Raw genomic sequence first — 21,997 nt, forward strand, 5'->3', positions numbered from 1 at the left:
TCTTACGGAAAGCTCTGTTTACGGGCACTTTTAGCCTCTATTAGTGACCGGTTCTCTCGACAAACTCTATTTGCGGGCACTTTTAGCCTCTATTAGTGACCGGCTCTCTCGACAAACTCTATTTGCGGGCACTTTTAGCCCCTATTAGTGACCGATTCTCTCGACAAACGCTAGTTGCGGGCACTTTTAGCCTCTATTAGTGACCGGTTCTTGCGGAAAGCTCTGTTTACGGGCACTTTTATCTTCTATTGGTGGCCGGTTCTTGTGAAAAGCGCTTGTTTCGGGCACTTTTATCTTCTATTAGTGACCGGTTCTCTCGACAAACTCTATTTGCGGGCACTTTTAGCCCCTATTAGTGACTTTTTATGAAGCAACGAAAAAGAAAGTCCATCACGGACTTTCTTTTCCATAGTTATAAACTGGAATGTCAAGTTCATACAAAGAACGGGGACGCCCTTGTGTATAGGTCATTTCCTCACCGACAACTTTTATCGATCCGTGATCGACCAATTTTTTGATCATACGCTCAGCGGACCTCCGCGTCACTTGCATGTATGCGGATAAATCCGCCGCGGTAAAATGATGGGTTTGCCGGTTTTGGGAAAACTGAATGATTTTTGATAAATTTGCAGGGCTGATTTTTATCGCTTTGGCCAACTTGACAAGCTCCGGATGGACATTTACCAAGCTTTGAAACTTTACATCGTCAGGATAAGGGCCGTACAACTCTTTCATTTCTGTCAAAATATAGGCGCAGCTTGTTTTTTCATGATCTGCAAACCGCTGTGCAATTATTGCATGCTCCTCAGCATCTGAGACTGTCTCTCCATAACCGAATCCAATTGCGGCATGCCCTTCCCAACTTTGCAGGAATAGCCGGAATCCGTGTGTATTGATGATGTTTTCAATATCTCCGCGGGTACAGAAAAGCGAAACAGCGGAATCACCTCTTCGCTGCACGGAGGCTTGGATTGATTTAGCTAAACTCTCCACCTTTGGATCGGAATATTTTAATGACATATGGCAAACGGCAATCGTTGCAGCATGCTTTTTCATCATTTCGGCTTCCGCTTTTGCCTCAAGAAGTCCCCGTATCAGCGCCTTGGAAGGATCAATCATCCGTTGTGCAGGAACGCCGAGTTCAACCAACTTGTCATACACGGAATAAATGCTGGTAAGAGCCATTTTGGTTTGTCCAGACTCGTAAAGGTCCTGATGGAATTGGACAATTTTACGTATATCAAAATCTGCTGGCAGCATGCTGACAAAATCAATAACATGATGTTTTGCCTCTGGAGCGCCAATGTTTTTCAGGACATTCGAGAAAAAACAGGCATCTAATACATCAACAGACAGATGTTCCAGGGGGATTTTTTTATTATGGACAACGGAAAGCAGAGAAACTGCAATCATCATTTCGTCCTGTTCCATATAAAGGGAAGGGATCGTCAACCGCTTCCTGGCTCCCGCTGAAAAATAGTACGGTAACCCGCCTGAGTAAAATACGACATCACATGGTTTTAAGTTCCTTGTTATGGAATCTGACTCTTCCGGCTGAGAATATATATACGGCACAATTTCTACATTCTTGATTTGTTCGGCCAAAAGAGTTATATTATGCATGAAATCAGCTGGTCCTATTACCGCAATTTTTGTAGCCATTCTGTTTGCTCCTTATTTAACGACTATTTAGCGACCATTCTATCAAAAATTCGATATTTGTAAAGTGAAAGGATTGATCCGACTTGAAAATTGAAGCTATACACATTCATGCTGTCCATTTGCCATTGTACAGCCCTTTTATTGTTAGCTATGGTACATACCACCATATGCCCACCATTATCGTAAAAATAGATACAGATGAAGGCATTACAGGCTACGGGGAAGCTTTGCCGGACGAATACGTGACCGGCGAGTCCTTTGAAAGCACGTTCTACCTTTTAAAACATACACTCGCCCCCCTGTTGATCGGTGAAAATCCAATGGAATTTGAAAAGATACACGATCTGATGAACCGGACTGTCTACGGTGTGCCCGCTGCGAAAGCCGCACTGGATATAGCCTGTTTTGATGCTGCCGGCAAAAAGCTCGGACAGCCAATCTATCAGCTGATCGGCGGACGCTATCACGAAAAGTTCCCGATTACCCATGTACTGAGTATCAAAGAACCGCAAGAAATGGCTGAAGAAGCAGCAACCATGATAGAGAAGGGCTATAACTCTTTTAAAATGAAAGTTGGTACTGCAGTACAGATGGATGTCGAAAGGATTCAAGCCGTTAGAGAAAGAGTAGGAAAAGATATTGCTATCCGTGTCGATGTCAATCAGGGTTGGAAAAACAGCGCGGCCTCCCTTGTTGCCATGCGTTCATTAAAAGACTTGAATATCGATTGGGTTGAACAGCCTGTGATGGCCGATGATATCGACAGCATGGTTGAAATCAAATCAAAGACCGATATTCCAGTCATGATCGATGAAGGGATGAAGGGTCCCCGTGAACTGCTGGAAATTATCCAAAAGCGGGCAGCTGATAAAGTAAATATAAAGCTGATGAAATGCGGAGGCATTCTTCCGGCAGTGAAGCTTGCGTACCAAGCCGAAATGGCGGGCATTGAATGCCAGGTCGGATCAATGGTAGAATCATCCATCGGGTCAGCCGCCGGTTTCCATGTCGCTTTTTCCAAGAAAAACATTACGAGCGTCGAACTGACCGGTCCATTGAAGTTTTCGCGGGACATCGGAAACCTCAGATATGACGTACCTTTCATCCAGCTTAATGAAGAGCCCGGGCTTGGTGTGGAAGTCGACCAGGAAACATTGGAGGAATTGACACAGTACAAAGATATTGTCCGTTAAGAGGTGATGTCATGACCTATTTCTTTGAAGGGGTTTTAAAAAACAACCATCCCTACAGAGTACGAAGGATGGCAGCGGAAGATATTACCGAGGCCCTCTCCCTTCAGGATATTGTTGTTCAAACACTGGAAAATAAAGATATATTGCAGCCGCTGTCTTATGAAGAGTTTCGATATATAACCGATGGCAATGGAATTCTCATCGGTGCCTTTGCGGATCAAAAATTAATTGCTTTTCGGGCTCTATTGATTCCCCCTGTTGATGAAGAAGAACATTTAGGGCTCGATATAGGTTTGCGGGATGTTGAGCTTCAAGATGTCATCTATCAGGAAATATCGAATGTACATCCGGGTTACCGTGGAAACCGGCTACAGCAGCAACTCGCAAAACTGATCATGCAGGAACTTAAACAACAGGATCAATCTTTCAAATATGTCTGTGCAACCGTCATGCCATTCAATATACCAAGTTTGAAGGATAAGCTGGGTCAAGGCATGTTGATCACTGCACTAAAAGAAAAATATGAAGGACGTCTGCGTTATGTTTTTTACAAAAGGCTCGGATTTGACCATTCTTACGATTGGAGCCAAACAAAAGAACTTCCAATGGGTGATATCAAAGGGCAGCAAGACTTGCTGCAAAAAGGATGGCGCGGATTCAAAATGGAGAAGCGCGGCGAGGAATATATCGTGATCTTTGGTAAATGAAAGATAGCTCCAGGAAGGCTGACGGTCTTCCTGGAGCTCTTTTCATAAATAACTATTGGACGAGTTTTGGACTCATTCAGTAGTAACGGCTTCAGCCTGTTGAGCCGCCATCTGCCTTGCTTGCATCCTTTTTACAATATAGATGCTTGCTTCATACAGCAGTACCATTGGAATCAACACCATCAACTGGCTTATAAAGTCAGGCGGGGTAATTAGAGCGGATAAGACCGCTATGACCAAGTAAGACCACTTTCTCGCCTTTTTCATCGTTTCTGAGCTCAGTACTCCGATATTTGCCAAGAACATAGCGACGATGGGCAGTTCAAATAACAAGCCGAGCGGAATCGTCGTCATGATCAGGAAATGAACATATTCCTGCGCTGACACAATCACATTGAAGTTCATTGCACCAAAGTTCATCAAAAAATGGTAACTTAAAGGATTTACAACAAAATAGCCGAACGCGACACCCACAATAAACAACAGAAACATCGCCGGTGAGTAAAATCCCAGAAAACGAATCTCATTAGAGTTCAAACCGGGCTTAACAAATTGCCACATAAAATGGACGAGGAATGGCAACGACAACCCAAGCGCAAGCGTCACACAAATGGAAGTGTAGAACTTGACGATTTGGAAAGGTCCAAATACAACGAGATCATTCCCCTTCGTCACATAAGGAAACCAGTAATTCATCGTTGTAAAAACGAGAACCAGGAATAGGGCAAATACGATCAAACTTTTGATCAACTGCTTGCGAAGATCTGCCAAATGTTCAACCAAAGCTTCCCCGTTTGTTTCTGACCCTTGCTTTTCCACTCTGTTATAGGGGCGGTCCATCCTTCGGTCTTCAGGCTTTTTGTCCAAGGGACTGAGAATCTTTCTGTTTTGTTTGGTAACTTGTCCCATCAAAAACACCCTCTAGTTCAAATCTCTTTTTTATCCTGCTGTTTTGTGGTTTCGCCGTCATCCATGATTTCCCTAGTGGACTTTTTGAATTCGGATAGTGTCTTTCCCATGGCCCCTCCGATTTCCGGAAGCTTTTTCGGTCCAAAAATAATCAATACGATGACCAGAATAATAATCAGGCCTGGTATACCTATTTGTGAAATCCCCATCTTTGCCAGCCTCCTTTTTGATTAGACTAAGCTTCCGCCATTCTTACTGTATTTAATGATTCCTTCCGCACATCTGTAGGCCAATGCACCAACAGTGCCGGTCGGGTTATAGCCACTGTTGTGAGGAAAGTTTCCGGCTCCGACAACGAATAAATTATCCGCATCCCAATGCTGCAAATAGTTGTTGACAACACTTGTTCCGGGATCGTCCCCCATTGTAGTTCCGCCAGTATTATGAGTTGTCTGGTAAGGGACAATATCATAGTCTGTCAACACGTTATCAGGGACTACCTCTTTTGCTCCCATATCTTTCATAATTTCCGCAGATCTTTCCGTCGCAAATTTATGCAGTGCACGATCCTGATCGGTAAAGTTATAGGTCATCTGCAGCAGCGGCAATCCGTATGCATCTTTATATGTTGGATCGAGCGACAAATAATTTTCCTTATATGGGAGTGATGCTCCCTGACCTCCCACAAACAGTGTCCGTGTGTAATAATGAATGGAAGCTTTCTTGAACTCCTCGCCCCACAGCGGGACATCCGGCGGGACTGGATTGCTTGCAATCGGCCTCGACCCTGACTGAGTAATCCATAGTCCGGCACCATGAAGAAAATCTTCTTTTTTATGATCGAAATTATCTCCATTGAAATCATCCATATACATACCAAGTGCTCCAGCACCCATGAATGTATTCATCTGATCATCAAAGAATCCTGTTGCACCGGCGTTCATTTGGTAGCAATAATTTCTGCCCAATGTCCCTCTTCCTGTATCCGGATCATACTGCTCTCCAATATCGGAAACCATAAGCAGTTTTGCATTGTTCAGCACGTAGCTTGTCAACACTACTACATCTGCAGGCTGAATATATTCTTTCCTTGTGACTGTGTCCACATATCTCACACCAGTGACCTTGTCGCCTTTTTTCAAAATCTCGACGACATTGGCGTTTGTCCGTACTTCAAATTTTCCGGTCTTTTCTGCAGTAGGAATAACTGTTATTTCCGGAGAAGACTTAGCACCGTATTCACAGCCAAACCTTTCACAAAATCCACAATATTGGCAGGCAAAAATTTTCTGCCCATCAGGATTTTCATAGGTTTCGGATAAATTTGCCGAAGGCATCATATATGGATGATATCCCCTATCTTTTGCGGCCTTTTCAAACATTTGCAATATAGGAGTCTTTTTCATCGGTGGAGTCGGATAATCATTGGCCCTTTTCCCTCCAAGCGGGTTCGTCTCTCCAGAAATCCCCGCCGTTTTTTCAAATTTATCGAAGTAAGGCTCCATTTCATCGTATGTAATACCCCAATCTCGCAGCAAGAAGCCATCGGGAATTTTTTCTTTGCCATATTTCTTTTCCGTCATACTTCTAATTTCGAAATCATATGGCAAAAACCTGAACGTCCACCCGTTCCAGTGGGTCCCCGAACCTCCGAGACCCTCACCCAATAGAAATGAGCCCATCTGTCTCATGGGGAGTGCTTTTTCCTTACGTGTATTTCTGAACGTGATTGTCTCTTTGGACAAGTCTTGCATCAAATCATAACGGATAGCATACCTATATTCATCATGGATTCGCTGATAGTCCTGGGTTCCCCTTCTTTCTCCTCGTTCCAGTCCTACCACTTTCAACCCTTCCTTTGCACACTCGGCTGCTACAATACCGCCAGTCCAACCTACCCCAACGGTTACAACATCTACCTTATCTAAAGTTTTTGCCATGTTCTCAACTCCTTTAATGATCCATACTAGCCAGAGACTGCGGTTTTAATTTCTGAAATTCCTTGCTGTCTACAATGTTTATATATGCTGCCTGATGGCCCGGGAAGTTTTTCATTTTCCAGCCATCCATATTATTATTACCGCCATATATTGGATCTGCATATGCACCTTCCAGCGTTGCTGATCTAAGCAGTGTAAAAAAGAAGTCGGAAGTGATCCCATCCATTTTCACTTTGCCTTTTTGGAAGTCTGTCAAAATTTTATCCATCTGATCGCCTTCCAGATTGGCAAACCCTTTTTTAAAACGATTCTGCGCTTCTTTTTCCAATGTTCTTACTCCAAGTAAAAAGGCCTCCTGACGGTTCATCGGTGTTTGATAACCCTGTGTGATTTTCCCAATATCAAATGGCCCCTGCATATACTCCCTTGCATTCAGGCCGTAACTTCCGGCAAGTTGATTATCGATGAAATAGGGGACACCAAGCTCGATAGCACCAGGGCCCAGATCATCCTTTGGAAAAATGCGTTCGGTTGCCTGTGATAAAACTTCAAAGTCATTATAATTTTTGAAGAATTGCAATCCTTTTGGACTGGACTTGTCTTTGCCAGTTCCCTGATCCTTTGTGGCAGTATCATTATCCTTATTAGCGTTATATCCGATCAATCCGCCCAGCAGGCCGCCACCAATCAAGGTTCCTGTCGCAATTCCGGAAGTTTTCAAAAAGTCACGGCGAGTTAAACCATTATCTTTTTCCGACATTTAAACAGCCTCCTTATCTTTCCATTAGAATAGCAAGCGGAAAATAAAAAAACCGCTATAGCACTTGTATTGCCCAACGCGGTTTTTTTAAAACTATATTCATATTTTTTTTTAAGGTTTTTTCATAATAATCCAGGTTCAAATGTTTCAAGTACTTTATTGCTGATTAAATTTCCCAATTTGACAACGTTTCCAAAAAGTTTTGACCAGCGAATCCTCTTACCTGTTCCTCGGAATAATACTTTAAAAGCTCGTTGATCAGATTGGGATATTTTGATGCATTTTCCAACCCGGAAATATGTTTATCAATCCCGTCAAAATCAGAGCCGAATCCAATATGGCTAACTCCTCCGAGCGAACTGAAATGATCAATATGTCTGATAAGATCCGAAACTGTCACAACGTCTTTCTCATCGGTGAATTCTGGATAAAAGACAACATGAATCATTCCATTTTTCTCGAAAAGGGCTTTAGCCTGCTTATCTGTCAAATTTCTTGGATGATCACATATTGACTTTGCATTTGAATGGCTTGCAATCGGAAAATGCGCTAGATCAATCACATCCCAAAAGGCCCTTTCACTTAAATGTGATACATCAGTCAGAAGACTGTTGTCATTATTATAGAGTACCACTTTTTTCCCATATTCTGTAAGGCCTGCACCGCGAAATTCTTGTGCTCCATCTGCAGCCAGGTTTCCATAATTCCAAGTAAGTCCGACAGAAAGGACGCCCATGTGTTTTAATATACTCAACTTTTGAATGTCATTACCAATACAGTCAATACCTTCGAGCGTAAGCACAGCCCCTGTTTGGTCTGGTTTTAACTTCAGAACATCCTTCCAGCTTTTGATCTGTATCATATCGTGGTTTGCTTCAAGGATTTCCGTATAGAAATAATTAACCTGTTCAAGCGCGGCCTGAAATTGTTCAGTTGTCTTAAGTTCTGGAGGAATGAAAACAGCGAAGCACTGTACCTTCACATTTCCTTTATTCAGACGTTCCTTGTTTGCATCAAGTTCCGGGGAATCACTAAAACTGATCTTCCCTTTGCTTTCCCACAGTTTCCATAAAACATCACAATGAAGGTCAATAATATTCACACGCATCCCACCAATTCTGTTTAGATTCTTTGTAATGCTTCTTGAATAGGTGTGCCGCCTGAAACTAGATCGAACGATTTATTGTAAGTATGTTCTTCTTTTAAACATTCAACAACCGTCCTGGCAACATCTGCACGTGGAATTACACCTCGTTCAATTATTTCACCAGCGTTTATATTACCAGTTCCGGCCTCGTTCACGAGACCGCCGGGCCGCACGATCGTATAGTTCAAACTGCTCTGCAATAGAGCTTTGTCAGCATAATGTTTGGCTGCATAGTAGTGTTTGATTTTTTCATTCCAGTTTTCACGGTTGTTTGCCTGTAAGGCACTGACCATAATAAAACGGTTAACCTTTGCCAATTCCGCTGCTTCAATAGTTTTGACTGCTCCATCCAGGTCGATAAGCAACGTTTTGTCTGCCCCTGTATGACCTCCCGAACCGGCTGTAAAAATGACGGCATCGCAGCCTTCCATAGCTTCTGTCAATTCATCGACACTACCTTCCAGGTCTGCCAATACCGCTTCTACCCCTTTCTCCCTAAAGGCAGCTGCCTGTTCTTCGTTTCTAACCATCGCAATCCCAGTAAAATCGTTCTTGCCTTTCAACAATTCCACAATATGACGGCCGATTTGGCCATTTGCACCTACCACGAGAACTTTCACGTTGATCACACTCCTTGAGTTTTGTGGATTGGTCGGAAATAGGGGCTCAACTGCTGCCCATAGTTGAATTCTAACTTAAGAAATAAGCTTTTGCCAGATTCCATTCTTCGACAGGCAAGTTGGTTACCGTAAATATGAGAACCTTTAACTGCGATTAATGACCGATCTGCGGGATTTACCGTAATTTCGGGAACCTTTACTGCCATTAGTGACCGATATGCCGGATTTACCTTAAATACAGGAACCTTTAAATGACATTAGTGACCGATATGCCGGATTTACCTTAAATACGGGTACCTTTAACTGCTATTAGTGACCGTTATCCGGGGTTTTTCCTAAATACGGGTACCTTTTACTGCTATTAGTGACCGTTTATCCGGGAATTTCCTAAATACGGGTACCTTTTACTGACATTAGTGACCGTTTATCCGGGAAATTCCTAAATACGGGTACCTTTTACTGCTATTAGTGACCGATTTTCGGCATTTATCGTAAATACGGGTACCTTTTACGGACATTAGTGACCGATCTTCGAGATTTTCCCTAAATACGGGTACCTTTAACTGACATTAGTGACCGTTTATCCGGGAATTTCCTAAATACGGGTACCTTTAAATGCTATTAGTGACCGTTATCCGGGGTTTTTCCTATATATGGGTACCTTTAACTGCTATTAGTGACCGTTATTCGGGATTTTCCCTAAATACGGGTACCTTTTACTGCTATTAGTGACCGTTATCCGGGGTTTTTCCTAAATACGGGTACCTTTTACTGACATTAGTGACCGTTATTCGGCATTTACCGTCAATACGGGTACCTTTTACTGCCATTAATGACCGCTGTCCCGGATTCATCGTAAATTGATAAAATAATTTCCAATTAAAAAGATAATTGCTAAAAAACCGATGTACCCTCTTGCTGTGACGGCATAGGTTTCCCATCTGATATCGTTGTTTTTTCTTAAAAAGAATTAGAGACCCAAAGGTCATCAAGTACCCATTGAAAGACAGACTTCGATTATATGAAAAATCCGGATGGCATGTTTCCCCTCTTATTTGAGCTTCAAATTTGATTTCACTCGAAGGATAAAAATATTGATGAGTCGCAAATACTTTCTGGTAAAATTGCAGTCGCCAGTCGTCATGTTCCAGTTGAATTTTAAACTTTAAAACAGGATCTCTACAAAAACAAGCAAAGCCTCAGTTCATCAATTGACCGAAAAAATGAGTGGACCGCTTTCTATCACAATTGGCTCAAGTTCATGATACCCGGCCATCCCTTAGCTGTGAACTCATACTTTTCAAAGGTATTTGATCTTTTAATCTAATAAAATAACCCCCTGAAAAGGAGGTTATTCTAACATACTATTCGCCCACATCATATCCTTGATCTTCTACGGCTTCTTTCATTTTCCGCGTATCCGTTTTGGATGGATCAAACAAAACCTTTACGTTTCCCTGAGCCAGGTCCGCCTCTGCTTTTTTAATACCTGTAAGGGCTGTTAATGCTTTTTCGACAGATTGTTTACAATGTCCGCAAGTCATACCCTCCACTTTTAAAACTGTTTCTTGCATATTAATCTCCTCCTAATCGATCTATAATTTAACTCTTTTTAATCGCAATGAATTAGTGACAACCGATACCGAGCTGAAGGCCATGGCAGCACCAGCAACCCAAGGAGCCAGTAGCCCAGCGGCCGCAATCGGAATTCCAGCTGCATTATAAGCAAGCGCCCAGAAAAAGTTTTGATGGATATTTCTCATAACTGCATGGCTCAGTCGAAAAGCCTTCGGAATGAGCTGCAAATCTCCTCCGAGGATGGTCACATCGGCAGCTTCAATGGCGACGTCTGTCCCAGTTCCAATGGCAATCCCTACATCAGAGAGTGCAAGGGCTGGCGCATCATTGATTCCATCTCCCACCATCGCTACCACTTTACCCGCGGCTTTCAACTCTTTTACTTTTTCAGCTTTATTCTCAGGCAACACTTCAGCAAACACCTGATCAATTCCAACTTGATGAGCAATCGCCTTTGCAGTTCTTTCATTATCTCCTGTCAGCATAAGGACTTCAATGCCTTCTTCCTTCAAACGGGTGACAGCCTCTTTCGCATGGTTTTTAACGGTATCCGCAACCGCCACTATTCCTGACAACCTTCCATCCACGGCAATAAACATGACTGTTTTTCCTTGGCTTTCAAGTTCTTCAGTCTTTATGACTTTTTCTTGGTATAAAACAAGATTGGCGCTCATCAGCTTTCTCGTTCCGATCAATATATGGTGACCATCAATTACGGCTTTGACCCCGTGCCCTGAAATTGCCTGAAAATCGGTCACCTGCTTCATTTCGACGCCACGCTCTTGTCCATATCTGACAACCGCATCTGCCAACGGGTGCTCAGAAGCATTCTCAACCGAAACAAGATAAGAAAGAGCCTCTTCACCATCCAGGTCAATATCCGTAACGGAAGGTTTCCCCACTGTAATTGTTCCCGTCTTATCCAAAATGACTGCATTCACTTTATGGGCCATTTCCAGGTACTCCCCACCTTTAAACAAGATGCCAGTTTCCGCGCCCTTCCCTGAGCCTACCATGATGGAAGTTGGGGTAGCCAGCCCAAGGGCACACGGACAGGCGATGACAAGAACAGTGATCGCTGATTCCAGTGCTTTAGCAACATTTCCGGGATCGGCAATTAAGAACCATATTAAAAAGGTAATAATGGCTATACCTACAACAATCGGCACAAATATCCCGGAAATTTTGTCTGCGATCCTCTGGATAGGAGCCTTGCTTCCCTGTGCCGCCTCAACGATTTTAATAATCCCGGCGAGGGCCGTATCTTTCCCTACTTTCGTTGCTCTTACCCGGATCATTCCATGCTTATTGATCGTTGCGCCGATAACCTGTTGACCAGGCCGTTTTTCTACCGGTATTGACTCGCCGGTAATCATCGATTCATCTATTGCCGTTTCACCAAAGATCAATTCGCCGTCTACAGGAATTTTTTCACCTGGCCGGACAACGATAATGTCTCCTGCTTTCACCTCTTCTACCGGTATTTGCTGTTCTTTTTCTTCACTCAGAACACTTGCATTTTTTGCCTGCAGACTTACTAACTGGGACAAGGCTTCAGTTGTTTTGCCTTTTGCCCGAGTTTCAAAAAGTTTGCCTAGGAGAATCAGCGTAATCAATACCGCACTTGTTTCGAAGTACAGATGCGGTTCGTATCCAGGATGGATCCATGAACGGATTCCTTCCAGAATACTGTAAAAGAAAGCAGCTGATGTACCGAGCGCTACAAGAACATCCATATTCGCACTCTTATTTTTTAATGATTTATAAGCACCCTTGTAAAATTGTCCTCCGAAATAAAATTGGACCGGTGCTGCCAAAAGAAACTGAAGCCAGGAATTCATTAAAATAGCAGGAACCGGAAAAGCCAATTTGTCAGGCAAATGTCCCAGCATTGTATAAAGCAATGGCAAGGAAAAGAAAGCAGAAAGGATAAATTTCTTTTTTTGTTTTTTATATTCCTTCGACTTGATATCATCTTTATCCGACTTTGTCGTCTTCACTTTGGCATCGTATCCGAGTGCTTGGATTTTTCCTATGACATCCGAAGCGGACACTCCCTGCTCAAGCTCCACGGCTGCCATCTCAGCCGCAAGATTGACTGTTGCCGATTGGATACCTTCCATTTTATTAAGGACCTTTTCAATTCTTACGGAACAGGCCGAACACGTCATTCCGTATATATCTAAATCAATTTGTTCGGCTTTTACACCGTAACCAAGATCTTCTATTTTTTTCGTAATGTCTCGAGATGAAATTTGCTCATTGGTAATCGTAACAGATGCCCGTTCTAAAGCAAGATTGACATTCGCTTCAACTCCCGGCATCTTGTTCAATACCTTTTCAATCCGGTTCGAACAGGCAGCACACGTCATGCCTTCTATTGGTATATCCATTTTTCTGTTGGGCACCTTAAAGTCCTCCCTCCCTTACAGAATTGAGTTCAGATCATGTCTTTATCGATCAATTGATTGATTCAATTGTATCATCGCCTTATCCTGATTTAATAGAATCGGCAATCAAGTGATGCGTTTGTTCCTCAAGAAGCACTAAGCTGACCTATTCCAAAGAGCGGCTGGCAGTCAATTAAATAGTGTATCTACACCGTTTCTAGCTTCCTCCACCATTTTATCGAAACCCGCGTATCTGACCTAATTTCTATGTACTTGCCGGATGTATTCGCTTATAAGCTCCAACAGTTTCATGTCTTTCATTTACTATACCAATAAATCAAGTTTTTTCCCTTAATTTCTTCGATAATTTGTCTCAAATGTACGTAATGAATCTAAAAAAGCCAGTGCTGATCCTGCGGCAAAAGTGACTGAAAATGTGTCCTAGTATTGATATTCTGTTTGTTCACCTTAGCTAGACAACTTTGGTGCGTAATGTGCAAATAACGGCAAACAGCGTCAGTTACAGTACTTCATTTTTGATGGAGAGGTACGAATTGGGGATGGAAAAAGTGTAAGCTAATAGGATTAGTACCTGTGGTAACTGAAGCAATCAGATCGTAAGATTCTGCTTCCGGTTCCACCTTTCCCATTCCAGCCGTTGCCAATGTTGGGTTTGGGGATGTTAAGGAAACGCAGCAGTTGGCGTTTATTCATCATGAAAAACTCCATGCAGGCACATAGAGAAAAAATAGGCCAGGTGCTTGAAAAATCATGCACCCAGCCTATTTTTATGAATGAAAACCGATCAATTTGGCTTCTTTCCCGGCTCCAAGCATTTCATCAGCAGGGAAAACGATGACAGAGTCAATATAATCCCATTTGATTAATATATGTGTAGGGCAGCTCTCTGTAAACTGTTCAGAGGCAGGAATATCACTCCCGTCATCTTCCTTTATTTTCGTCCTTTCATAACAGGGATTTTCAACCCAGATTCCCATTGATTCCGTATAAATCAATTTTGCTATACACCACTTGTCCGGATGATAAATTCCTGTTACAGCCCCTGATAGGGATTCAGGTAAGTTTTTAAACTTGATTTGAACCTTTTGATTTACATAACTGTCTAAAAACATGATATAAGTCCCTCCTCCTAATAGTCTGGCGGGAATTCCTTATACCGTAATAATTCCTCAATTATCACTTCTTAAACACAAAAAACACACCTGTAATGGTGTGCTTTTACAACCTTATGTTCGGGTTGACCTTATTCGAAGTTGTTCCAACGTAAGTTTATCACTTTATAAAAATTTCCTTTGAATGTTCTTCCCATCATAGCTGAAAATCATTGGGCGGTTCTCCACAACACTCTCTAAATGAATTGACCTCCCCCAAAGCTGGTAAATGTACGGCAGCACTTTCTCCAAATATTTTAAATCCAATTCAACCCCTTCATAGGAATGCTTAATGTATAATTCCCCATTTTTCATATAATCCCCATCATTGACGGTCAAATATGGAAAGCCGCCGTTGACCCTCATATTGACAAGCTGGTCCCTTACTTCTTTCCAGTCCTTATCGACAATTTTATAATCCCGGCCCTGTTTCTGAAACAGATACATGTCTTCCCTTGTAACAAGGTCTTTTGTTAAATAATTTCGTAGAAAAGAGATGTCTGAATCAAGCTCTCTTACTTCGAACATTTTCTCTCTCCCTGAGCCCGGTTCGACTCCCTGCTTTTTCAACTCCTCATCCGGATTATCCCAGCGTTCTTCGATATCTTCGAATATTTTCAAACCCAAGTAATAAGGGTTAATGCTTGTTTTTGACGGTTGAATGACTCCAGCATTCAGTTTGGCGAATTCAATCGCTTCATCGCTGGATAAATCCATTTCCCTGATAATTCTTTGATGCCAATAGGAGGCCCAGCCCTCATTCATGATTTTCGTTTCAAGCTGCGGCCAAAAGTAAAGCATTTCCTCCCGTACCATTGTCATAATATCCCGCTGCCAATCGGAAAGCTCCCTGCTGTACTGTTCGATAAAAAGCAGCAGGTCTTTTTCAGGCTGTGGCGGAAACTTTTTCTTACGCTTTTTCCTTTCTTTCTTTGGCTGCTGTTCATCCAGATCCCAGAGATCGTCAAATTCCGATACTGATTTTCCTTCCTCTTCCTCCCATTCTTCCTCATCCTCTTTCCAATCAAGTGAGGGTCGGAGCAATGAAGGGTCAATATGTTCTTCTATCGAAAGGACGGCGTCCAAGAACTCCTCGACTTCCCGCCTTCCGTATTCAATTTCGTATTGCCTGATTCTCTCCGCTGTTGCAGCCATACTTTCAACCATATCCCGTTTCGTATTTCTAAAGCGTACATTATTTTTGAAGAAATCGCAGTGGGCAAGTACATGGGCTACAATCAACTTATTTTGAATAAGTGAGTTCGAATCAAGAAGGAAAGCATAACAAGGATCTGAATTGATAACAAGTTCATATATCTTGCTTAACCCGAAGTCATAATGCAGCTTCATTTTAAAAAATTGTTTTCCAAAGCTCCAGTGGGAAAAACGAGTCGGCATTCCGTAAGCTCCAAATGTATAAATGATATCTGCAGGGCAAATTTCATAACGCATAGGATAAAAATCAAGGCCGAACCCGCTGGCAATTTCTGTAATTTCATTTATGGCATATTCCAATGCTTTCGCATCCGCACTCATTGGGAATTCCCCTCCTTTATCCACAATGTATGAATAAAAAAGGGCAATCATGAAGGAGTAAAATCTTTTTATTTTCCCTCAGCAGCCAGTTTATATACGTATCATCAATTGACATGTCACAGCTATCCCAATGTCAACATTTACACCAAAGGCATGGATCAATTCAGTCAATAATAAAAGTAACTCCTAAAAAGGAGGGAGTTCATTTGCTGGATTATGACCGTGCGCTATATTATACACACAGATCTGAATGGGATAATTTAATCGTCCTGATGGTCAGAACAAAAGACGATATGCTGTCAAAGAGAATTGAACGCTTTTTGCACGCATATTATTTTTCCAGAGATTATTCACTTATTGAACGCCAGCTATTCTCGCTGCTCCGCTTTTTGGAGCATGCTGCGACAACTACAGACAATAGGGACATTTTTGAGCAATCCCCCCTAATCCCCATATAAATATTAATGGCTGTCGGAAATCCGGCAGCCATTTATTTATCTAAAGTTTAACAATCCTGTTACAAGCTGCTCATATTTTTTACATTCATAAGAGATTAATACTATAATCAAGATAAATTCTTATTGAAAAAAACTAAAGGCAGTTGATGCAAATGAAGTCAAAATCAGAAAAAAATCAGGAAAATATGCTTTTTTTGGCATGGGCGGTCTCCGTTATTGCGACACTGGGGAGTTTATATTTTTCCGAAATAAAGCAATTTGAACCTTGTGAGCTTTGTTGGTACCAAAGGATTTTAATGTACCCTTTAACCATCCTCCTTGGGATTGCTTCGGTTAAAAAACATTACGGCATCGCCTTATATTCGGCTGTCTTTTCCGGAGTTGGACTTTGCCTTTCCCTTTATCACTATTTAATCCAGAAGGTACCTTTTTTCACTTCCGGAGCTCCGGCGTGCGGCCGTGTTCCATGCACAGGACAATACATAAACTGGTTTGGCTTTATCACAATTCCTTTTCTTGCCCTTATTGCTTTTATCCTGATTTTCACTATCAGTTTGCTGTTGTTGAGAATGAACAAGGGAGTGGACCATAAATGAAAAAGTTAATAATTTTTTTAATTGTCATCATTGCTTTATTTGCTGCCATCGGAGGATTGACCAAATGGCAACAGGCGAAAAAATCTGAAGGGAATGTTTATCAGAAGGAGGACCTCAAGTCCTCAACCGTAGCCTTGCTGGACGATCCTTTATATCAGAACATCATTCTGCCTGACGAGTTGAAAAAAAAGCTGAAAGACAAGGAAGATGTAACAGTTTATTTCTTCAGCCCTGAATGCTCGCACTGTATGAATACAACTCCGAGATTAATTCCTGCTGCGGAAAAGACGGACGTAAATGTTTACAAATTCAATCTTCTTGAGTTCGAGGATGGATGGAATCAGTACAGGGTCAAATACACCCCTACCCTGATGCATTTCAAGGATGGAGAAGAAGATGCAAGGCTCGTAGGTGAACATTCTCAGGAGGAAATAGAAGCTTGGTTAAAGGAGAACGTGAAATAGGATCGGCTTTTTAGCCGATCCTTTTGTCAAATAGTACAGATTAGATATGTGGTATGTCCGGATTAAAAGCCATAAGCACATGACTCGTTTGAAGCATGCCGCAGGATGAATGTGCTTGTGCAGCATGCTTCTGGGATCACATAGCAAAAGCTCCAAAGAATACCCACGGATGTTTACATGATTTGTGATTAAAAATAAGCTGCAAAACTGCCACCTATATTTCCTTATATCAAATATTCATTGGCGGCCCTGGAAAACATCCCAAATGCCATATCATGTCTATGAAGTGAAGAAAATTGACAATATGTAAAGGGAAAAGAAATATGATAACGTTCCAAAATCCATTTGTTTTGAGTGAAAATTCTTTGATACTCGGGATGATTAACAGGAAGGGAATCCAACTCAAGTAAAGAAATCAGTACCTGGAGTGAAGCTATGATATGAAATGCATCACTTGCCGTTTCCAGCCATTCTTCCTCTTCCTCAGGAGTTTTCAAAACCTCCCAGCGAATGAAATCCTTTATTTCCCCTTCTTCAAAGTATAAAGGAAATACGGAATGATAAAGATGGTCAATCAAATCGCTGATCATCTTTTTCTGTTCCAAGCTTGCCGCAAAAACCACTCTCATTACCTGACCCTGCCTTTAGTATTCATAATGGTCTTTTAAGGATAACATACGTTGAATTTCTCTATTCATGGGAATGGTAGGAAATTAAATGGAGTTTTTTTCAAATAAAAAAAGGAGGCCTCTTTGCCCCCACTCTTATTTAAAACCAAAGTTATCCGGATCAGGACCGAATCTCTCATTCATGTTCAATGCGTTAATTTCATTCATTTCACTCATTGTTAATTCAAATTCAAATAAATCAGCATTTTCTCGGATTCTTTCTTCGCGTACTGATTTCGGAATAATGATGTGGCCGTTTTGTAAATGCCAGCGCAATATGATTTGAGCCGTAGTTTTTCCATGTTTGTCCGCAAGATGTTTCAATGTCGGCTCTTCCAGAAGACGGCCTCGCGCAATCGGTGACCATGCTTCAACAGCTATGTCATGCTGCTCGCAATACTCACGCAATGGTTCCTGTGTTAAGCGTGGATGCAGTTCCACCTGATTGACAACGGGCTTTTCATTGCTGTTGGCCGCCAGGTCTTCCAGATGGTGGATTTGGAAGTTGCATACTCCGATGGCCTTTACCACTTTTTCATCATAAAGCCTTTCAAGTGCACGCCAAGTATCCTTGTACTTGTCTTTTACAGCCCAATGGATAAGATAAAGGTCTAGATATTCCATATCCAATTTTTCCATGCTTTGTTCAAATGCTGTTAGTGTCGAATCATACCCCTGGTCAGTATTCCAAACTTTTGTTGTAATAAAAAGTTCCTCCCTCGGAACTCCGGACTCCTTGATCGCTTTTCCGACAGTCTGTTCATTTCCATAAATATGAGCTGTATCAATGGACCTGTAACCGTGCTCAATTGCATATTTTATCGCAGCCGCAGCTTCATCTTCCTCTTTCATCAGATAAACCCCGAGTCCTATGTACGGCATTTCCGTCCCGTTATGCAATTTTTTTACATCCTGCAAATTTTTGATCATACACAGTCCCTCCTCTATTTTCTCTCATTGTATCCGTTATCGGGCATGAAGACGAATAATTTGTTCACAATATTTATTCGACAGAAACTTTTAACTTTCTTCAATATGAGCTAAAATAAAATCGTTTGGTATAATAACCTTGGAAAAGGGTGGGAATTTAAAAATGGTCTTTAACAGGAAAAAAGACAAGTTTGCCACATTATTGGAGAAAATTGCGGGAAACTTGAAAGTAAGTGCTGATTATTTTGCCGATTATAAACTTGGCAATGCAGATGATACAAAAATTTTCGCGGAAAAAATGAAGGAATACGAAAACATCGGAGATTCACTTGTTCATGAAATGATCACAGAATTGAACAATTCCTTCATAACCCCGATAGAACGTGAAGATCTTTGGGATCTTTCCATGATCATGGATGATGTACTTGACGGCATGGAGCATACAGCCGGGCTATTTGAAATGTACCACATCGTAAAAGCTGATGAATATATGGTCGATTTTGTGGAAACTATTCGCAAATGTGCAATTGAAATTGAGATTTCCATCGGTTTAATATTCAGTAAAAAGCTTCCGGAAATCCGTCCGCACGCCATCAAAATAAAAGACTACGAATCCAAATGCGACGATGTCTTGCGCGAGTCCATGAAAAATCTTTTTGCAACAGAACAAGACCCTATTCAGTTAATCAAATATAAAGAAGTGTACGAGCACATGGAACAAATCGCTGACGATTGCCAAAGTGTTGCCAATACACTTGAAAGCATTGTAATGAAAAACGCTTAAGGGAGTCTTCGTTAATGGATTCATTATTATTGATCACCATATTGATCGTTATTCTCGCTCTTGCTTTTGACTTTATCAATGGGTTTCATGATACAGCCAACGCAATTGCCACAGCTGTTTCAACTAAAGCACTAAGACCGCGGGTTGCCATTATTCTAGCGGCTACAATGAACTTTCTGGGGGCAATGACATTTACTGGGGTTGCCCAGACTATCACAAAAGATATAGTGGACCCTTTTACTTTGCAGAATGGGTCAATCGTTATCATGGCTGCTTTGATTTCGGCCATTGCCTGGAACTTGATTACCTGGTATTTTGGAATTCCAAGCAGTTCTTCGCATGCTCTGATTGGTTCCATTGCCGGTGCAGCGATTGCATCCGCAGGTGTTGCATCAATTAACTTTAAAGGTTTTATCAAAATTATCGAGGCACTGATTTTTTCGCCTATTATTGCATTCGTAGTAGGCTTTATCATTTATTCCATTTTTAAAACCAGTTTCAAAAATTTAAATCTGGCAAAAACCAATAAACGTTTCCGTTATTTTCAAGTATTCACTGCTTCATTGCAGGCATATACCCATGGAATGAATGATGCCCAAAAAGCGATGGGGATCATAACAATGGCCCTTATTGCCAATAACCTTCATACAACGACTGACATCCCGGCATGGGTACAGTTATCCTGTGCAACAGCAATGGGATTGGGTACCTCTGTTGGCGGTTGGAAAATCATAAAAACCGTTGGAGGTAAAATCATGAAGATACGGCCGGTGAATGGCGTTGCCGCCGACCTTAGCTCAGCATTAATCATATTTGGAGCTACATACATTCATTTACCGGTTAGTACCACCCATGTCATTTCGTCGTCCATTCTCGGAGTCGGTACATCCCACCGGGTAAGAGGGGTTAAATGGGATACAGCCAAGACTATGATAGTTACGTGGTTTATCACACTGCCGATTACAATTTTGCTGTCAGCACTTATATATTACCTTTTAAATATTTTTGTATAAATGCCGGGCAATCCTGTTTCCAGGATTGCCCTTGACAGTTAACCCTTAACCGGAGGTACCGACATGTTCAAACTAAAAGAAAATCAAACAGATGTTAAAACAGAAATTCTGGCAGGTATCACAACTTTTTTGACAATGGTTTATGTTGTGGTTGTCAACCCGATGATTTTAAGGGATGCGGGCGTCTCTTTTGAACAGGTTTTTACGGCAACCATCATTGCAACGGTTGTCGGGACATTGTGGATGGCACTTGCTGCCAATTACCCGATTGCTATTGGGCCGGGGATGGGATTGAATGCGTATTTCGCCTACTCTGTTGTCGGGTCTCATAATATATCCTATACAATTGCGTTTGCAGCCGTATTTGTCGCTGGTGTCATTTTTATCCTTTTATCCTTGACACCTTTTCGCAAAATATTGATTGAAGCGATACCAGCCAATTTGAAACACGGAATTACAGCGGGTATCGGGTTGTTCATCGCATTTATCGGAATGAGGTTGACAGGGATCATTGTAGCTCATCCGTCTAATCTTGTAGCTTTGGGTGATCTTCACTCCCCAGGTGTTTTACTTGCCCTGCTCGGGCTTGCAGTTACACTTGTTTTGATGGCGCTTAATGTCCATGGAGCTTTATTTATTGGAATGATTATAACGGCACTTGTCGCCTTTTTTACGGGCCACTTGTCATTCGACCATGGGTTTGTACAGAAGCCGTCTCTGCCGGAAGGTCTTCTTGTCACAAATCCAATTACAGCGTTCGGGGATGTTTTCCAGCATTTTCTTTTTGCCGTCGTCTTTTCATTCCTTCTGGTCACAATTTTTGATACAACCGGAACGATGATCGGTGTTGCTCAGCAGGCGGGACTGATGAAAGGCAACTCATTTCCGCGGGCTCGACAGGCTCTTCTGGCTGACTCAGTGGCAACAACAGTGGGTGCCATGTTCGGGACAAGCCCCACAAGCGCTTATATCGAATCTTCATCTGGTGTGGCTGCTGGTGGCCGGACTGGACTAACAACAGTCACCGTTGCAGTCCTATTTATCATCGCTGCATTTTTCGGTCCGCTTGTCAGTGCGGTTTCAGGACTGTCCGCCATTACAGCTCCTGCCCTCATCATTGTCGGCAGTTTGATGATAGGTGCCGTCTCTGAAATTAATTGGAAAGAGATAGATGAAGGCTTCCCTGCATTTTTAATCATATTGAGCATGCCGTTGACATCAAGCATTGCTACAGGCATTGCTCTTGGATTCATTTCTTACCCATTAATGAAAATCGTCAAGGGGAAATGGCGTGAGGTACATCCGCTTTTATACATTTTTGCAGTCTTGTTTTTCTATCAATTGGCATTCATGCCACACTAGTAAAAGAAATCAAGTATATTAAAACGATCATCACCAGGTTGATGATCGTTTTTTCATTGTGCTCATTTTTACAGGCCTTGGTGGCCAGTTTAAGAGGCTTGGCGTTAG

21 protein-coding genes are annotated in these 21,997 nt (G+C 42.0%); 8 read left to right on the forward strand and 13 right to left on the reverse strand.

The window, feature by feature from the left end:
- Nucleotides 1-390: 390 nt before the first annotated feature.
- Entirely contained in the window at nucleotides 391-1,662 is a 1,272-nt protein-coding gene (locus C509_RS0103470) for a hypothetical protein (RefSeq protein WP_018705517.1), read from the reverse strand.
- A gap of 83 nt (nucleotides 1,663-1,745) precedes the next feature.
- Between C509_RS0103470 and C509_RS0103475 the strand changes: the two genes are divergently transcribed.
- Nucleotides 1,746-2,855, forward strand: coding sequence for a mandelate racemase/muconate lactonizing enzyme family protein (locus tag C509_RS0103475; RefSeq protein WP_018705518.1), 1,110 nt, complete (start codon nucleotides 1,746-1,748; stop codon nucleotides 2,853-2,855).
- 11 nt (nucleotides 2,856-2,866) lie between these two features.
- Nucleotides 2,867-3,562 (forward strand): GNAT family N-acetyltransferase, encoded by a 696-nt coding sequence (locus tag C509_RS0103480; protein ID WP_018705519.1) that lies wholly within the window; start codon nucleotides 2,867-2,869, stop codon nucleotides 3,560-3,562.
- A gap of 72 nt (nucleotides 3,563-3,634) precedes the next feature.
- Here C509_RS0103480 and tatC read toward each other — a convergent pair whose 3' ends face one another.
- The 10 genes from tatC to C509_RS0103530 form a co-directional block, all read right to left on the reverse strand.
- Entirely contained in the window at nucleotides 3,635-4,471 is an 837-nt protein-coding gene (tatC, locus tag C509_RS0103485) for a twin-arginine translocase subunit TatC (RefSeq protein ID WP_018705520.1), read from the reverse strand.
- 17 nt (nucleotides 4,472-4,488) lie between these two features.
- On the reverse strand, nucleotides 4,489-4,680 hold the full coding sequence (gene tatA / locus C509_RS0103490) for a twin-arginine translocase TatA/TatE family subunit (protein WP_018705521.1): 192 nt from the start codon (nucleotides 4,678-4,680) through the stop codon (nucleotides 4,489-4,491).
- Between the two features lie 21 nt (nucleotides 4,681-4,701).
- Nucleotides 4,702-6,411 carry a GMC family oxidoreductase gene (locus C509_RS0103495; protein ID WP_018705522.1) on the reverse strand — a complete coding sequence of 570 codons (1,710 nt, stop codon included), beginning with the start codon at nucleotides 6,409-6,411 and terminating at the stop codon, nucleotides 4,702-4,704.
- 13 nt (nucleotides 6,412-6,424) lie between these two features.
- Complete coding sequence (locus C509_RS0103500) at nucleotides 6,425-7,171, reverse strand: gluconate 2-dehydrogenase subunit 3 family protein (protein WP_018705523.1); 747 nt, start codon at nucleotides 7,169-7,171, stop codon at nucleotides 6,425-6,427.
- 166 nt (nucleotides 7,172-7,337) lie between these two features.
- On the reverse strand, nucleotides 7,338-8,273 hold the full coding sequence (locus C509_RS0103505; protein WP_018705524.1) for a dipeptidase: 936 nt from the start codon (nucleotides 8,271-8,273) through the stop codon (nucleotides 7,338-7,340).
- Between the two features lie 20 nt (nucleotides 8,274-8,293).
- Entirely contained in the window at nucleotides 8,294-8,938 is a 645-nt protein-coding gene (locus tag C509_RS0103510; protein WP_018705525.1) for an SDR family oxidoreductase, read from the reverse strand.
- Nucleotides 8,939-10,302: 1,364 nt separating this feature from the next.
- Nucleotides 10,303-10,512, reverse strand: a complete 210-nt coding sequence (gene copZ / locus C509_RS0103515; RefSeq protein WP_018705526.1) for a copper chaperone CopZ — start codon at nucleotides 10,510-10,512, stop codon at nucleotides 10,303-10,305.
- 21 nt (nucleotides 10,513-10,533) lie between these two features.
- Nucleotides 10,534-12,909 carry a heavy metal translocating P-type ATPase gene (locus tag C509_RS0103520; protein ID WP_033369718.1) on the reverse strand — a complete coding sequence of 792 codons (2,376 nt, stop codon included), beginning with the start codon at nucleotides 12,907-12,909 and terminating at the stop codon, nucleotides 10,534-10,536.
- A 785-nt stretch (nucleotides 12,910-13,694) separates the two neighbouring features.
- Nucleotides 13,695-14,039: a hypothetical protein gene (locus C509_RS0103525; protein ID WP_018705528.1), complete on the reverse strand. Its 345-nt coding sequence runs from the start codon at nucleotides 14,037-14,039 to the stop codon at nucleotides 13,695-13,697.
- A 165-nt stretch (nucleotides 14,040-14,204) separates the two neighbouring features.
- Entirely contained in the window at nucleotides 14,205-15,614 is a 1,410-nt protein-coding gene (locus tag C509_RS0103530) for a SpoVR family protein (RefSeq protein ID WP_018705529.1), read from the reverse strand.
- A gap of 206 nt (nucleotides 15,615-15,820) precedes the next feature.
- Between C509_RS0103530 and C509_RS0103535 the strand changes: the two genes are divergently transcribed.
- From C509_RS0103535 to C509_RS0103545, 3 genes are all read left to right on the forward strand, one after another.
- Nucleotides 15,821-16,072: a YhdB family protein gene (locus C509_RS0103535; protein ID WP_018705530.1), complete on the forward strand. Its 252-nt coding sequence runs from the start codon at nucleotides 15,821-15,823 to the stop codon at nucleotides 16,070-16,072.
- A 152-nt stretch (nucleotides 16,073-16,224) separates the two neighbouring features.
- Nucleotides 16,225-16,668, forward strand: a complete 444-nt coding sequence (locus C509_RS0103540; protein WP_018705531.1) for a disulfide formation protein C — start codon at nucleotides 16,225-16,227, stop codon at nucleotides 16,666-16,668.
- A complete protein-coding gene (locus tag C509_RS0103545; RefSeq protein WP_018705532.1) occupies nucleotides 16,665-17,132 on the forward strand; it encodes a thioredoxin family protein in 468 nt (155 codons plus the stop codon). Before C509_RS0103540 ends, C509_RS0103545 begins: the two co-directional genes overlap by 4 nt.
- 224 nt (nucleotides 17,133-17,356) lie before the next feature.
- Here the strand turns inward: C509_RS0103545 and C509_RS23290 are convergent, their stop codons facing one another.
- Together C509_RS23290 and C509_RS0103555 are read right to left on the reverse strand one after the other, a co-directional pair.
- A complete protein-coding gene (locus C509_RS23290; RefSeq protein WP_018705533.1) occupies nucleotides 17,357-17,761 on the reverse strand; it encodes a DUF5365 family protein in 405 nt (134 codons plus the stop codon).
- A 135-nt stretch (nucleotides 17,762-17,896) separates the two neighbouring features.
- Nucleotides 17,897-18,730: an aldo/keto reductase gene (locus tag C509_RS0103555; protein ID WP_018705534.1), complete on the reverse strand. Its 834-nt coding sequence runs from the start codon at nucleotides 18,728-18,730 to the stop codon at nucleotides 17,897-17,899.
- A 163-nt stretch (nucleotides 18,731-18,893) separates the two neighbouring features.
- Between C509_RS0103555 and C509_RS0103560 the strand changes: the two genes are divergently transcribed.
- The 3 genes from C509_RS0103560 to C509_RS0103570 all read left to right on the forward strand — a co-directional run bounded on the left by C509_RS0103560 (nucleotide 18,894) and on the right by C509_RS0103570 (nucleotide 21,889).
- A complete protein-coding gene (locus tag C509_RS0103560; protein ID WP_018705535.1) occupies nucleotides 18,894-19,514 on the forward strand; it encodes a DUF47 domain-containing protein in 621 nt (206 codons plus the stop codon).
- Between the two features lie 14 nt (nucleotides 19,515-19,528).
- The gene (locus C509_RS0103565) at nucleotides 19,529-20,527 is read left to right on the forward strand and encodes an inorganic phosphate transporter (RefSeq protein WP_018705536.1); all 999 of its coding nucleotides are present in this window, start codon (nucleotides 19,529-19,531) and stop codon (nucleotides 20,525-20,527) included.
- Nucleotides 20,528-20,590: 63 nt separating this feature from the next.
- Entirely contained in the window at nucleotides 20,591-21,889 is a 1,299-nt protein-coding gene (locus tag C509_RS0103570) for an NCS2 family permease (RefSeq protein WP_018705537.1), read from the forward strand.
- Nucleotides 21,890-21,997 lie beyond the last annotated feature (108 nt).

Origin of the sequence: Siminovitchia fordii DSM 16014 = CIP 108821 (assembly GCF_000374565.1) — a bacterium.
Taxonomy (GTDB): domain Bacteria; phylum Bacillota; class Bacilli; order Bacillales; family Bacillaceae_C; genus Siminovitchia; species Siminovitchia fordii.

Bases quoted from the DNA above. Each gene is read 5' to 3' on its own strand.
- C509_RS0103470 (WP_018705517.1), bottom strand. From the start codon at position 1,662: ATGGCTACAAAAATTGCGGTAATAGGACCAGCTGATTTCATGCATAAT.
- C509_RS0103480 (WP_018705519.1), top strand. From the start codon at position 2,867: ATGACCTATTTCTTTGAAGGGGTTTTAAAAAACAACCATCCCTACAGA.
- tatC (WP_018705520.1), bottom strand. From the start codon at position 4,471: ATGGGACAAGTTACCAAACAAAACAGAAAGATTCTCAGTCCCTTGGAC.
- tatA (WP_018705521.1), bottom strand. From the start codon at position 4,680: ATGGGGATTTCACAAATAGGTATACCAGGCCTGATTATTATTCTGGTC.
- C509_RS0103495 (WP_018705522.1), bottom strand. From the start codon at position 6,411: ATGGCAAAAACTTTAGATAAGGTAGATGTTGTAACCGTTGGGGTAGGT.
- C509_RS0103500 (WP_018705523.1), bottom strand. From the start codon at position 7,171: ATGTCGGAAAAAGATAATGGTTTAACTCGCCGTGACTTTTTGAAAACT.
- copZ (WP_018705526.1), bottom strand. From the start codon at position 10,512: ATGCAAGAAACAGTTTTAAAAGTGGAGGGTATGACTTGCGGACATTGT.
- C509_RS0103520 (WP_033369718.1), bottom strand. From the start codon at position 12,909: ATGGATATACCAATAGAAGGCATGACGTGTGCTGCCTGTTCGAACCGG.
- C509_RS0103525 (WP_018705528.1), bottom strand. From the start codon at position 14,039: ATGTTTTTAGACAGTTATGTAAATCAAAAGGTTCAAATCAAGTTTAAA.
- C509_RS0103530 (WP_018705529.1), bottom strand. From the start codon at position 15,614: ATGAGTGCGGATGCGAAAGCATTGGAATATGCCATAAATGAAATTACA.
- C509_RS0103540 (WP_018705531.1), top strand. From the start codon at position 16,225: ATGAAGTCAAAATCAGAAAAAAATCAGGAAAATATGCTTTTTTTGGCA.
- C509_RS0103545 (WP_018705532.1), top strand. From the start codon at position 16,665: ATGAAAAAGTTAATAATTTTTTTAATTGTCATCATTGCTTTATTTGCT.
- C509_RS23290 (WP_018705533.1), bottom strand. From the start codon at position 17,761: ATGAGAGTGGTTTTTGCGGCAAGCTTGGAACAGAAAAAGATGATCAGC.
- C509_RS0103555 (WP_018705534.1), bottom strand. From the start codon at position 18,730: ATGATCAAAAATTTGCAGGATGTAAAAAAATTGCATAACGGGACGGAA.
- C509_RS0103560 (WP_018705535.1), top strand. From the start codon at position 18,894: ATGGTCTTTAACAGGAAAAAAGACAAGTTTGCCACATTATTGGAGAAA.
- C509_RS0103565 (WP_018705536.1), top strand. From the start codon at position 19,529: ATGGATTCATTATTATTGATCACCATATTGATCGTTATTCTCGCTCTT.
- C509_RS0103570 (WP_018705537.1), top strand. From the start codon at position 20,591: ATGTTCAAACTAAAAGAAAATCAAACAGATGTTAAAACAGAAATTCTG.